This window comes from Bacillus cereus (assembly GCF_007678085.1).
In the GTDB taxonomy this organism is placed as follows: Bacteria; Bacillota; Bacilli; order Bacillales; family Bacillaceae_G; genus Bacillus_A; species Bacillus_A cereus_BE.
The window spans coordinates 212,770-225,780 of sequence record NZ_VEDW01000005.1; the positions used below are offsets into that span (position 1 = coordinate 212,770).

Here is a 13,011-nt window from a genome sequence, read left to right on the forward strand (position 1 = left end):
AAAAAGAGAAGGAACAGAAGAGGTAACAGAAGAAGAAAAGGTCAAAGCGAAGGCGAAGGCAGCGGCTGCCGCGAAAGCAAAAGCGGCGGCATTAGCGAAGCAAAAAAGAGAAGGAACAGAAGAGGTAACAGAAGAAGAAAAGGTCAAAGCGAAGGCGAAGGCAGCGGCTGCCGCGAAAGCGAAAGCGGCGGCATTAGCGAAGCAAAAAAGAGAAGGAACAGAGGAAGTAACGGAAGAAGAAAAGGCAAAAGCGAAGGCTGTGGCGGCAGCAAAAGCAAAGGCAGCGGCGTTAGCGAAGCAGAAGGTCTCGCGAGGTGATGGGGGTTTAGGAGATGAAAAGGCGAAGGCAATTGCAGCGGCGAAGGCAAAAGCGGCTGCAGCTGCAAGAGCGAAGACAAAGGACGCTGAAGGTAAGATGGAAGAGGAGCCGAAGCCAGAAGAGCCATCCGTGAATCAACCGTATTTAAATCAGTATGTTGAAGTTATTAAGGGGAAAGTAGGAGAGGATATATTAGTAGATTCCTACATTAATAAACTTTCAAAAGATGTGCCAACTCTTGTGGTGGAGCCTTCAAAATATTATGAAGTGATGGAGTTACTGAGATTCCATGAGGGACTTGCTTTTGATTATATGTCAGAGCTACATGCGACGGATTTTGTGACACATATGGAAGTATATGTTCATTTATTTTCATATGGAAAGAAACAGTCAGTAGCGGTGAAGGTGAAGCTGGATAGGGGAGAGCCGCAAGTAGAATCGGTGACAGCGCTTTGGAAAGGCGCGGACTGGCCAGAACGAGAAGCGTATGATTTGCTCGGCATTGTATTTAAGGGGCATCCAAATTTATCACGTATTTTAATGCCTGATGATTGGATAGGGCATCCACTTAGGAAAGATTATGAACCGTATGATGTGGAGGTGTAGCTTATGATCCGTACGGAAGAAATGCTTTTGAATGTAGGGCCTCAGCATCCGAGTACGCACGGTGTGTTCAGGCTTGTTATTAAGATTGACGGGGAAATTATTAAAGAAGCTACACCAGTTATTGGATATTTGCATCGCGGGACCGAAAAGATTGCAGAGAGCTTACAGTATACGCAAATTATCCCTTATACAGATCGGATGGACTATTTATCGGCCATGACGAATAATTACGTCATTTGCCACGCTGTAGAGACGATGATGGGGCTTGAAATCCCGGAGCGGGCCGAATACTTGCGAGTTCTTGCAATGGAGCTTGGAAGGATAGCGAGCCACCTCGTTTGGTGGGGGACGAATCTTCTTGATATAGGAGCGGTCAGCCCATTTTTGTACGCGTTTCGTGAGCGAGAGATGATTATAAATTTATTAAACGAATTATGCGGTGCACGGCTTACTTTTAACTATATGAGAGTCGGCGGTGTGAAATGGGATGCGCCGGACGGTTGGATTGAAAAAGTGGAAGAGTTTGTTCCGTATATGAGAGAGCAATTGGCAGGTTACCATGATCTCGTTAGCGGTAATGAGATTTTCTTAAATCGTGTAAAAGGCGTTGGTATATATAGCGCGGAAGAAGCAATTTCGTATTCTTTAAGCGGAGCGAATTTGCGGTGTACTGGAGTAAACTGGGATCTTCGCAAGGATGAACCGTACTCCATTTATGATCGTTTTGATTTCGATATTCCTGTTGGGAGTGTTGGAGATGCTTGGGATCGTTACGTTTGCCGCATGGAGGAAATTGAGGAGTCATTAAAAATTGTTGAGCAAGCTGTCCAGCAGTTCCCGAAAGACGGAGCTGTGCTGGCGAAAGTGCCGAAAATCATTAAGGCGCCTAAAGGTGAAGCGTTTGTACGTATAGAATCGCCGCGAGGAGAGATTGGTTGCTATATTGCTAGTGACGGAAAGAAAGAGCCGTACCGCTTGAAGTTTCGCAGGCCGTCTTTTTACAATTTGCAAATTTTACCGAAGTTATTGAAAGGTGAAAACATCGCCAATTTAATTACGATTTTAGGTGGAGTTGATATTGTACTTGGGGAGGTTGATGGCTGATGATTGAAACGCTCTTACAATCACCTTCAAGCTGGACGAATTTCTTCATTTTTTTCGGATTAGCGGTACTCCTATTATTTGCAGTCCTTGGCTTCGTTACATATGGTATTTTGGCAGAACGGAAAGTGATGGGTTTTATGCAAGGGCGGATTGGACCAAACCAAGTTGGGGGCCGATTCGGGTTACTGCAAACAGTAGCTGATGTTTTAAAGCTATTACTGAAAGAAGATAGTATTCCGAAGGCGGCAGATAAACCGTTGTTTATATTAGCACCTGTCATTGCATTCGCACCAGCATTTATGGTGCTTGCAGTCATCCCATTTACTGATAAATTTCAGTTCGCGGATATTGGCGTAGGCTTACTGTATTACATTGCTGTTTCTGGCATTACGACGATTGGTGTCGTGACCGGAGGATGGGCATCGAATAATAAATATTCCCTTTTAGGAGGGATGCGTGCGGCGGCGCAAATGATTTCTTATGAAATTCCGCTCGTAATGAGTGTAATTGGTATCGTTTTGCTAGCTGGGAGCCTAAATTTAAATGAAATTGTAGCAGCGCAGGAGAATGTTTGGTACATTTTCGTACAGCCAATAGGTTTCGTCGTCTTCTTAATCGCAGCGGTAGCAGAGTTAAATAGGACGCCGTTCGATTTACCAGAAGCAGAGTCGGAGCTTGTTTCTGGATATCATACGGAATACTCAGGATTTCGCTGGGCGTTTTTCATGCTTTCAGAGTACGTATATTTCTTCGGAATGGCATCTTTAATTACAGTGCTCTTTTTAGGCGGGTGGAATCCAGTCATGTTCCTTGGATTTATCCCAGGAGCTGTATGGTTTGCCTTGAAATTTAGCAGTGTAGTCTTTCTATTAATTTGGTTCCGCGTCACGTTTCCGCGTATAAGAGGTGACCAGTTAATGGAGTTTGGCTGGAAAGTATTATTGCCAATTGCACTTGCAAATATTTTCTTAACGGCATTGATTAAGGAGTTATTCTTCTAATCTATGAGGGGGGTGCCAGTAAGAGATGAAAGGACTATTTAAAGGATTAAAATATACATTAAGCAATTTGAGTAAGAAGAAGGTGACTTACGATTATCCGAATCAACCGTTGCCGTTGCCAGACCGCTTTCGAGGGATTCAAAAATTTTATCCGGAAAAATGTATTGTTTGTAATCAGTGCTCCAATATTTGTCCGACAGACTGTATTCAATTAACAGGGAAAAAACATCCGGATCCTACGAAAAAAGGAAAAATTATCGACACGTACGATATTAATTTTGAAATTTGTATTCTGTGTGATTTATGTACAGAAGTTTGTCCGACAGAGGCGATTGTTATGACAAATAACTTTGAGCTTGCGGAATATTCACGTGATGATTTATTTAAAAATTTGCAGTGGCTCGACGAAAATGACGAAAACGTCAGGAAGGAGAATAAAGCATGAATGGCGAGTTTGTAGCATTCTTCATACTATCCTTGTCTGCAATTATCGGCGGTATTCTTATGTTGAACTTAACGAAAGTCATGCATATGATGCTAGCTCTCGTTCTGACATTTCTCAGCATTGCAGGTTTGTACTTTCTTTTATCGGCCGAATTTATCGGAGTTGCACAAATTTTACTTTACTCGGGTGCGATTACAATTATTATGATCTTTGGCATTATGTTAACGAAACATAATGCGGAAAATGAGTCGCGTCTTACTCTTCGAAAATGGATTATCTTCTTTGCAGTTGTAGCATTTGGGGCAGTTATGTATTTCGCTGTTAACAATATTGATTTTGCAAATGAAAGCACACAAGGAAGTTTACCTCTCCATGAAAAAAACACACTTCAAATCGGTACACTTCTCTATTCAGAATATATTATTCCATTTGAGTTAACCTCAGTTATTTTACTTGTAGCACTTGTTGGCGCGATTATACTTGCGAAGAAGGATGAGAAAGAGGAGGATTCCAATGAGTAGCGTACCTGCTTCTGCATATTTAACGCTTGCGATTATTTTGTTTTGCATCGGTTTGTTTGGGGCTTTAACGAAGCGAAATACGGTGATTGTATTAGTTTGTATTGAATTAATGCTTAACGCAGCCAATTTAAATTTAGTCGCGTTTAGTAAATTAGGTTTGTTCCCAAATTTAACAGGGCAAATTTTCTCTCTGTTTACGATGGCTGTAGCAGCAGCGGAGGCGGCGGTAGGACTCGCCATTTTAATTGCTTTGTATCGTAATCGTACGACGGTTCATGTAGATGAAATGGATACGCTCAAAGGATAACATTGTGACCGAAAAGGGGGAAGGAAACAATGATCGATTATGCATGGCTCATACCGCTTTTCCCGCTTGTTTCGTTTTTTTTATTACTTATATTCGGGAAGAAAATTAGAGAAGGAAGCAGTGTACTTAGTATTTTCCTCGTCTTTCTCTCCTTTATATTTGCGGTACTTGTATTAATAGAAAGGTTTTCAACAGTGCCAGTGAAGCATAAGTGGGTATGGCTTAGAGCTGGAGATATTGATATATCATTCGGCTTTGAAGTGACTGCATTAGGGGCTTTAATGCTGTTTATCGTTACACTTGTGAGTTTACTTGTACATGTATATTCGAAAGGTTATATGAAAGGTGAAGAAAGATTACCAACCTTTTATGCCTATTTAGGGCTCTTTACATTTGCGATGCTCGGGCTCGTTATATCACCTAATTTATTACAGCTTTATATATTTTGGGAGTTAGTGGGCCTTGGTTCATTTTTACTCATCGGTTTTTATTTCTTTAAAGAAGAAGCGAAGGCTGCTGCGAAAAAGGCTTTTATTATGACTCGTATTGGCGATGTCGGTTTATTTATTGGGATGATCTTAATTTTCTGGCATGCAGGTAGTTTTGAATATGATGCAATTTTTAGAGCGATTCATACTGGGGATCTTACCCCTACGATGATTACAATAACATCGATCTTAATTTTTATCGGTGCAATGGGGAAATCAGGTCAGTTCCCGCTTCATACGTGGTTACCAGATGCAATGGAAGGGCCGACGCCCGTTTCAGCACTTATTCATGCGGCGACGATGGTCGCAGCTGGCGTATATTTAGTGGCGACGATGTTTCCGCTATTTTCAGCAAGTGCGGTGGCGATGCAGACGGTGGCAATCGTTGGAGCCTTCACTGCAATCTTTGCGGCTTCCATCGGTCTTGTACAAACGGATATAAAGAGAGTGCTCGCTTATTCTACAGTTAGTCAGCTCGGGTATATGATGCTTGCGCTAGGATCTGCTGGTTATGTAGCTGGTGTTTTCCACTTAACGACACACGCCTTTTTTAAGGCGCTACTATTTTTGGCAGCAGGAAGTGTCATTCATGCAGTGCATACGCAAAATATTAATAAAATGGGCGGCTTACAGAAGAAGATGAAAGTAACGGGTGCATTATTTTTAATCGGTACTCTCGCAATTAGTGGTGTGCCACTCCTTTCCGGTTTCTTTAGTAAAGATGAAATTTTAGCGGTGACTTGGATGAACGGCAATTACGTTTTATTCATATTAGCAGTAATTGCAGCATTCCTAACAGCATTTTACATGTTCCGGCTATACTTCCTTGTCTTTACTGGGGAAGCGAAGACGAAGGAAGACGTGCATGAATCGCCCCGCATTATGACGTATCCGATGATCGTCCTCGGGGTCCTTGCGGTAGTGGCAGGTTATATAAATACACCGTGGTTTGGGACATTTCTCGGGGATTGGCTTACGAAAGATGTCGCATTTAAAGCTCGAGAGGCACATGGACCAGTTTGGATTATGATTGTTGCAACTCTCGTTTCATTTGCAGGAATTGCTCTCGCATATTTCATATATGGCAAGAAATCTATTTCTAGAGATTGGGCTGGGAGCGAAGAAGCGCCTCACTATAATCTTTTGAAAGAAAAATATTATGTGGATGAACTATACAATATGACGGTGCTTCCTATTACGAAAGGAATCGCTCATGTGCTTCGCTTGTTTGAGGTGTATGTAGTCGAGGGAATTGCCGTTTTAATAGGGAGTTTAGTTAAAGGGATAAGCGGACTGGGGTCTAGACTTCAAAACGGAAATGTACAAGTGTACGGGACTGTAACAGCTGTTTCACTTGCAGTACTCGTCATTATTTTGCTTTATACGGGAGGGGATTTACGATGAATGATTTGTTATTAACGTTCTTCATTTTTTCCCCGCTTTTAGGAATTCTCTTACTTGCATTAACACCGAAAAAAGAATCGCGTACAGTGCGAGCGCTTGGTTTATTTGGGACGGCGCTTCCATTTGGAATCGCTATCGTCCTCGCTTGTACATATGCTTCTGGAAAGAGTTTGTCGCTATTCGATGAAAAAGTGAAATGGATTAAATTTGGGGATTTTGCAGCGGTAGATAAAAGATGGTTTTCCATTTATTATGAGCTCGGCATTGATGGTTTATCGCTCGTTATGATGGTGCTGACGGCCCTTCTAGCGATGCTTGCAGCAATTGCGGCATTTACGATTAAAAGAAACTTGAAAGCCTTTTATATGCTGCTACTCATGTTAGAAATAGGGATGCTGGGCGTCTTCGCTGCTCAAAATTTAATGTTGTTCTTTATCTTTTTTGAAATTACATTGCCGCCAATGTTTTTATTAATTGGGAAGTGGGGGAAATTGTCGAGTGAAAAGGCTGCTTATAGTTATTTAATATATAACGGTATTGGCTCTGCTATTTTACTCATCGTTTTCTCAGTTTTATTTGCAAAAACAGGGACAACAAATATTACAGAGCTTAAAGAAATATTAGCAAGTGTAGGTGCTGGGGGAGGAATGGCTGTCTCAAGTAGCTTACAGTTCGGTTTGTTTCTTTCCATAATGATTGCTTTTGCGATTAAACTCCCCGTTTTCCCGTTACATCGCTGGATGGTCAATGTGCATATTGAAGCGCACCCAGCTGTAGTTATGCTTCATGCGGGCGTTTTACTGAAGATTGGAGCATACGGTATGATCCGCTTCGGAAAGGGGTTATTCCCGGAATACTTTCGCGAGTTTGCAACGCTCATTGCGATTTTAGGAGTCATCAATTTATTGTATGGAGCCTTCTTAGCACTCATCCAAACGGATTTTCGAAAGGTGCTTGCTTACTCTAGTATTTCGCATATGGGCATTGTATTAATGGGTCTTGCGGCGTTAAATGCACCAGGTACACAAGGAGCACTATTCCAAGTTGTGTCTCACGGTTTAATTGCAGCCTTACTCTTCTTCTTACTTGGCGTTATAGAACAGCGCTTTGGGACATCGGACATTACAGCGCTTGGCGGACTCGCAAAAAGTGTTCCAGTACTTAGCGGATTCTTCTTAGCGGGAGGGATGGCATCGCTTGGATTGCCAGGAATGTCTGGATTTGTTAGCGAGTTTCTTGCCTTTCTCGGTTTATTCCAAGGAGAGCCATTCATTGCTGCAGTCGGTGTGCTTGGCATCATTTTAACCGCTGTATACGTATTAAGAGCGACACTTCAAGTAACATTTGGTAAGAAAGAGTGGGAAGCGAAAGCTGATATACATGGATGGGAGTATGTTCCTATATTGCTACTCATCTTCTGCATTATTGCAATTGGAGTAATGCCAGAAATACTAGGGGATCCGCTTCAAAATACGTTGAAAACATTGGGGGTGAAGTAGGATGGATATGAATACGTTACTTAGCCTATCATGGCATCTCATGGTGCCAGAATTTATTATTCTCGGAGCTGCCATCCTTCTTTCCATATGTGATTTGTTTTTTAAGCTGAACCATAAATATGTAGCGCTTAGTGCAATAGCAGCCGTCATATTAGCAATCTTGTCATTAATCACGCTATACGGCGAACCAGCGGGAGATATTTTGAACGGATCGTTTGTGTTAGATGGGTTTTCAAAAGGGTTTAAAACGTTGTTATTAGGCGGAGCAGCTCTCATTTTATGCACCGCAATGAGCGATGATAAGAAGAATCCAATTGAAGATAAGGGAGAATATTATTACTTATTTTTAATGGCACTTCTGGGGGCTATGTTTATGGCTTCTAGTGTCGACTTTATTACACTTTTCGTCGGTTTAGAATTGCTTTCACTTTCTTCGTATATTTTAGTAGGAATACGAAAAAAGAACCGTGCATCAAACGAGGCGGCAATGAAATATGTTATTAATGGAGGAATTGGAACAGCAATTACGCTTTTTGGAATGAGTTATTTGTACGGTATTACAGGATCGACTAATATCGTGGATATGCAAAAAGTATTCGCGGGGGAGCTTGCTGGTGGTATTCAGTTATTGTTAGCTCTCGCATTTCTACTATTACTCGTTGGGCTCTCGTTTAAAATTGCGACGGTGCCGTTTCATATGTGGGCACCAGATGTGTATGAAGGAGCGGCTACACCTGTTACTGCTTTTCTTGGAACGATTTCTAAAATTGCAGGGTTCTTACTCATTATTCGTCTGTTTCTCATGGTTTTTGCAAGTGTGTCGGTGCAAGGAGACATGCAATCTTTATACGGACGTATGAGCATATACATTGCTGTACTAGCGAGTATTACGATGATTATTGGAAATGTAGTAGCATTAAAGCAATATAACGTAAAACGCCTATTTGCCTATTCGGGAATCGCACATGCGGGCTACTTACTCGTTCCGCTTATAGCATTATCACCATTTACGATGGATAGCATGTGGTTTTACATGCTTGCGTATATGCTTATGAATATAGGCGCGTTTGCAATTATCCACGGCTTAATCTTACAAAGCGACAAAGAAAACATTACCATTTTCACCGGATTATATAAAAGGTCGCCATTTACAGCGATAGTGATGACGATTTTTATTTTATCGTTGGCCGGGATACCAGGAACAGCTGGTTTTATCGGGAAAATTAACATCTTTTTAGGTGCACTTCATGTAGAGCCAGCTCATTACGTACTAGCCTCTATTATGATGGGGACGACAGTTATTTCATTCGTATATTATTTCCGTATTTTACAGCAAATGTTTTTCCGGACGGGAGAAGTAGAAGAGAAGATTCGTTTGCCACTAAATATAAAGGTTGTTATGAGCCTTTGTGCAATTTCGATTGTAATACTAGGGATTATGCCGATGATCGGATACAATTTCTTTTATGAATATTTTCCATTAATGAAGGATTTCTTCTTCCTAGGGAACGTGGTACAATAGTGAAAATAAAAGGTGTGGAGTTGTTACTCTGCGCTTTTTATTTTGTGTGAACTACAATTGAAAATGCATATAGGTATACGTTTTTTGAGAGCAAATTACGATGTGAAATGTAAGATGCTTATTTGTATTTGAAAAAGTGTGGCTCCTACTTATTATGGTATCGTTTTTATAGTATTTCGTAAGTAGTAGCTGGTTAAAAAGGGGTCGGTTTTTTGGCACATCTTTTAGGGCAACAAGCACTGATTGCCATTGTTTCGCATTTATTGTTTATTACCATTACGTGGTGGGCCTTACAAGGTATTCATATTGAGCGTTTAATGAAGCCTGGAAAGGTGATGCAGACGCGAGTATTACTCATCCTAATTACAATTGCAATTGGGACATCTGTAAGTAACTTTTTCCTTGATTATTTAGGCTATTCAAAGAGTTTAACGTATTTAGTAAAGTAAGTGTATAGAACCTCATATCTCCGTTAACAATGGGGATAGGAGGGGATGAAATTGAAGCTTAAAGCCATTCTTATTATTGCCTTGAGTGTTGTTTTATTTTTGGTTGGATATAGAGAGATGAAACCGACAAGCGATGAACAGAAAATGGAGAGCATGATCGCATCCTTAGAGAAAAATGATGCTAAAGTAGAGAAGTGGTCATGGTTAGCGAGAGAAACAAAAACAATTTCTAATATACATACGTTTCAAAAATTGTTAAACGATGTGAAGGACAAGGCGAATATTCAAAAATGGGAATTAGAGCAATCTCCAGATGGATATAAAGCTACATCCTATAAAAAGTTTCCTTCTTATGAAGAACGAGTAGTAGTAACTTGGAGTAAGGAAAATACTAAAGAAAACACTTTCATTATTTTTGAAGTGAGCGGGGCGAAATGGGACCCGAAGTACATTCAGAAAACAAATGAAATTTTTAATGGAAAACCTATAATTTACACTTGTGTTCAAGGTGTACTGAATGATAAGATTGAAGGTGTTTTGCAAAATAAAACCAATCAGGTTTTGAAAGATCTTTCAGCAAGAGCGATCGAACAGATAGAAGAAAGAGCATTTGTGTCAGTCTCCGCATACAATAAAAAGTGGGATGACGCTCTTTCAACAAATAGAGAGAAAATAAATGTGCAAATAGCAATACGTTCTACAGACAACAAAGATACAATTGTGGTTGGCACACCGATCATAACTTCTGAGTATTGAGTGAATAGATACTGAAAAAAGGACACGGAGGGGAATAATTTGGAAAAGATCATCGTCCGTGGCGGAAAGCGGTTAAACGGCACAGTGCGTGTTGAGGGCGCAAAAAATGCTGTATTACCTATAATCGCTGCAGCCCTATTAGCGAGTGATGGAAAGAATGTACTATCTGAAGTACCAGTTTTGTCTGATGTATACACAATTAATGAGGTATTACGTCATTTAAATGCTGAAGTCGTATTTGAAAATAACCAAGTAACAATCGATGCTTCTAAAGAACTAAACATCGAAGCACCATTTGAATATGTACGTAAAATGCGTGCATCTGTTCAAGTAATGGGACCATTACTTGCACGTAACGGTCGTGCTCGTATTGCACTTCCTGGTGGATGTGCAATTGGTTCACGTCCAATTGACCAACATTTAAAAGGCTTCGAAGCAATGGGAGCAAAAGTACAGGTTGGTAATGGTTTTGTTGAGGCATACGTTGAGGGAGAACTAAAAGGAGCTAAAATTTATTTAGACTTCCCAAGCGTGGGCGCAACAGAAAACATTATGTCTGCAGCTACATTAGCAAAAGGGACAACAATCCTTGAAAACGCAGCGAAAGAACCAGAAATCGTTGACTTAGCTAACTTCTTAAATGCGATGGGAGCGAAAGTACGCGGAGCTGGAACTGGAACGATTCGTATCGAAGGCGTTGATAAATTATATGGTGCAAACCACTCTATTATTCCTGACCGTATTGAAGCGGGAACATTCATGGTTGCAGCAGCAATTACTGGTGGAGACATCTTAATTGAAAATGCTGTGCCTGAACATTTACGCTCAATTACAGCGAAGATGGAAGAAATGGGTGTTAAAATTATTGAGGAAAACGAAGGTGTACGTGTTATCGGCCCAGATAAGTTAAAAGCGGTTGATATTAAAACTATGCCTCATCCAGGTTTCCCAACAGACATGCAATCACAAATGATGGCATTATTACTACAAGCTGATGGAACAAGTATGATTACAGAAACGGTATTCGAAAACCGCTTTATGCACGTTGAAGAATTCCGTCGTATGAATGCTGATATTAAAATCGAAGGTCGTTCTGTTATTATGAACGGTCCAAACAGCTTACAAGGTGCTGAAGTAGGCGCAACTGATTTACGTGCTGCTGCTGCATTAATCTTAGCTGGTTTAGTATCTGAAGGTTACACTCGTGTAACTGAGTTAAAGCATCTTGACCGTGGTTATGTAGATTTCCATAAGAAATTAGCTGCATTAGGTGCAACTATTGAACGTGTAAACGAAAAAGTAGAAGAAGTGAAAGAACAAGAAGTTTCTGATCTTCACGCTTAATTGAAATAGTCTCTACGTCTTTTGACGTAGGGGCTATTTTTTTGGGTTATTACTGTTATAGTCAAGAAATTCTATACTTATGCAAGTACCAGTGAAAATATTTAGAAAATTTTCGTTTTATCCAGGTCCCCTTAAGTATGTTCTAAAAGAAAGAGTTGTTCCATAAGAATGAATGGAGTAAAGCTTTTTCATATTGGGGGAAATAAGATGAAATTTTCAAAGCCACTTTTTATTACAGTAGCGCTTCTAATAGCGCTCGTTATCATTGTACCTGCTGCTCTTGTTATTCCGTTTGCGAAAGCAAAAGTAGGGGAAGAAGCAGCTTCTAAAACTCCTCCAGCGATAGAAAGTATACCAGCTCCAGGGAAAGTGGATACAGCGGTTCAAGTTGCTGTATATCGTGAGAAACAGAAAAAGGTAGATACATTACCTATGGAGGAGTATGTGACCGGTGTAGTAGCTTCTGAGATGAATGCCAGTTTTGAAATAGAGGCGCTAAAGGCGCAGGCATTAGCAGCGAGAACATTTGTGGTGCAGCGTATGCTAAGCGGTGGAAAGAAAAACAATGCGGACGTGACCGATACGGTGAAAGATCAAGTGTACAAAAGTAAAGAAGAATTGAAGAAACAATGGGGCAATAACTACGAAAATAATTTGAAGAAAATCGAAGAAGCTGTTTCGAAAACCGCAGGACAAGTTTTAACGTATGATGGAAAACCGATCTCAGCATCCTTCTTCTCAACGAGTAATGGCCGGACAGAAAATGCGGCTGATTATTGGGGAAATGATTATCCGTACTTAAAGAGCGTAGATAGTCCGTGGGATCAAGCCTCTCCAAAATTTACGAGCGAGCAAACCTTTACAGTAGCTGACTTTCAAAAACGTCTCGGTGTGAAAGTGCTAGCAGACGGAAAAGTTGGTGATATTAAAGGGCGTACAGAAGGAAAACGTGTAAAAGATGTAGCATTTCAAGGGAAAACATTAACCGGAAGAGATGTGCGTGACAAATTAGATTTACGCTCTTCTGATTTCACGTGGAAACAAGAGGGAGACAAAATCGTCGTTACAACGAAAGGCTTTGGTCACGGCGTTGGCATGAGCCAATACGGAGCGAACGGCATGGCAGCGGAAGGTAAGAAATATACAGATATCGTCGCTCATTATTATAAGGGTGTCGAAATAAAGTCGATGAATGATTATGAAGGAAAGTTAATGGTGAGGAAGTAGGGTGCAGAATAGACCGTCC

Annotated in this window: 13 protein-coding genes; all 13 read left to right on the top strand. The window is 40.8% G+C overall.

The features are described from left to right. On the top strand, window positions 1–925 hold a 925-nt coding region (locus tag FS742_RS21445; protein ID WP_144615373.1), incomplete at its 5' end, for an NADH-quinone oxidoreductase subunit C. Window positions 926–928: 3 nt separating this feature from the next. Next, window positions 929–2,029, top strand: a complete 1,101-nt coding sequence (gene nuoD, locus FS742_RS21450) for an NADH-quinone oxidoreductase subunit NuoD (RefSeq protein WP_002123807.1) — start codon at window positions 929–931, stop codon at window positions 2,027–2,029. Next, window positions 2,029–3,030 (top strand): NADH-quinone oxidoreductase subunit NuoH, encoded by a 1,002-nt coding sequence (nuoH, locus tag FS742_RS21455; protein WP_000573430.1) that lies wholly within the window; start codon window positions 2,029–2,031, stop codon window positions 3,028–3,030. Before nuoD ends, nuoH begins: the two co-directional genes overlap by 1 nt. Before the next feature lie 25 nt (window positions 3,031–3,055). Further along, a complete protein-coding gene (gene nuoI / locus FS742_RS21460) occupies window positions 3,056–3,475 on the top strand; it encodes an NADH-quinone oxidoreductase subunit NuoI (protein WP_000677191.1) in 420 nt (139 codons plus the stop codon). Then, window positions 3,472–3,996, top strand: a complete 525-nt coding sequence (locus FS742_RS21465; protein WP_098405007.1) for an NADH-quinone oxidoreductase subunit J — start codon at window positions 3,472–3,474, stop codon at window positions 3,994–3,996. Before nuoI ends, FS742_RS21465 begins: the two co-directional genes overlap by 4 nt. Further along, window positions 3,989–4,303, top strand: coding sequence for an NADH-quinone oxidoreductase subunit NuoK (nuoK, locus tag FS742_RS21470; RefSeq protein WP_000100078.1), 315 nt, complete (start codon window positions 3,989–3,991; stop codon window positions 4,301–4,303). Before FS742_RS21465 ends, nuoK begins: the two co-directional genes overlap by 8 nt. Window positions 4,304–4,332: 29 nt before the next feature. Further along, window positions 4,333–6,195 carry an NADH-quinone oxidoreductase subunit L gene (nuoL, locus tag FS742_RS21475; protein WP_144614944.1) on the top strand — a complete coding sequence of 621 codons (1,863 nt, stop codon included), beginning with the start codon at window positions 4,333–4,335 and terminating at the stop codon, window positions 6,193–6,195. After that, window positions 6,192–7,694: an NADH-quinone oxidoreductase subunit M gene (locus FS742_RS21480; protein ID WP_144614945.1), complete on the top strand. Its 1,503-nt coding sequence runs from the start codon at window positions 6,192–6,194 to the stop codon at window positions 7,692–7,694. Before nuoL ends, FS742_RS21480 begins: the two co-directional genes overlap by 4 nt. Before the next feature lie 7 nt (window positions 7,695–7,701). After that, window positions 7,702–9,216, top strand: coding sequence for an NADH-quinone oxidoreductase subunit NuoN (gene nuoN / locus FS742_RS21485; RefSeq protein ID WP_395940399.1), 1,515 nt, complete (start codon window positions 7,702–7,704; stop codon window positions 9,214–9,216). Window positions 9,217–9,428: 212 nt separating this feature from the next. Continuing rightward, on the top strand, window positions 9,429–9,665 hold the full coding sequence (locus FS742_RS21490; protein ID WP_000940742.1) for a DUF1146 family protein: 237 nt from the start codon (window positions 9,429–9,431) through the stop codon (window positions 9,663–9,665). A 51-nt stretch (window positions 9,666–9,716) separates the two neighbouring features. Next, a complete protein-coding gene (locus FS742_RS21495; protein WP_395940397.1) occupies window positions 9,717–10,421 on the top strand; it encodes a YwmB family TATA-box binding protein in 705 nt (234 codons plus the stop codon). Between the two features lie 39 nt (window positions 10,422–10,460). Further along, window positions 10,461–11,765, top strand: coding sequence for a UDP-N-acetylglucosamine 1-carboxyvinyltransferase (murA, locus tag FS742_RS21500; protein ID WP_000411264.1), 1,305 nt, complete (start codon window positions 10,461–10,463; stop codon window positions 11,763–11,765). A 207-nt stretch (window positions 11,766–11,972) separates the two neighbouring features. Next, window positions 11,973–12,992 (top strand): stage II sporulation protein D, encoded by a 1,020-nt coding sequence (gene spoIID / locus FS742_RS21505; RefSeq protein WP_144614951.1) that lies wholly within the window; start codon window positions 11,973–11,975, stop codon window positions 12,990–12,992. The last annotated feature ends 19 nt before the right edge of the window (window positions 12,993–13,011 follow it).

Coding starts and splice junctions, on each gene's coding strand:
- nuoD (WP_002123807.1), top strand. CDS start 929: ATGATCCGTACGGAAGAAATGCTTTTGAATGTAGGGCCTCAGCATCCG.
- nuoH (WP_000573430.1), top strand. CDS start 2,029: ATGATTGAAACGCTCTTACAATCACCTTCAAGCTGGACGAATTTCTTC.
- nuoI (WP_000677191.1), top strand. CDS start 3,056: ATGAAAGGACTATTTAAAGGATTAAAATATACATTAAGCAATTTGAGT.
- FS742_RS21465 (WP_098405007.1), top strand. CDS start 3,472: ATGAATGGCGAGTTTGTAGCATTCTTCATACTATCCTTGTCTGCAATT.
- nuoK (WP_000100078.1), top strand. CDS start 3,989: ATGAGTAGCGTACCTGCTTCTGCATATTTAACGCTTGCGATTATTTTG.
- nuoL (WP_144614944.1), top strand. CDS start 4,333: ATGATCGATTATGCATGGCTCATACCGCTTTTCCCGCTTGTTTCGTTT.
- FS742_RS21480 (WP_144614945.1), top strand. CDS start 6,192: ATGAATGATTTGTTATTAACGTTCTTCATTTTTTCCCCGCTTTTAGGA.
- nuoN (WP_395940399.1), top strand. CDS start 7,702: ATGAATACGTTACTTAGCCTATCATGGCATCTCATGGTGCCAGAATTT.
- spoIID (WP_144614951.1), top strand. CDS start 11,973: ATGAAATTTTCAAAGCCACTTTTTATTACAGTAGCGCTTCTAATAGCG.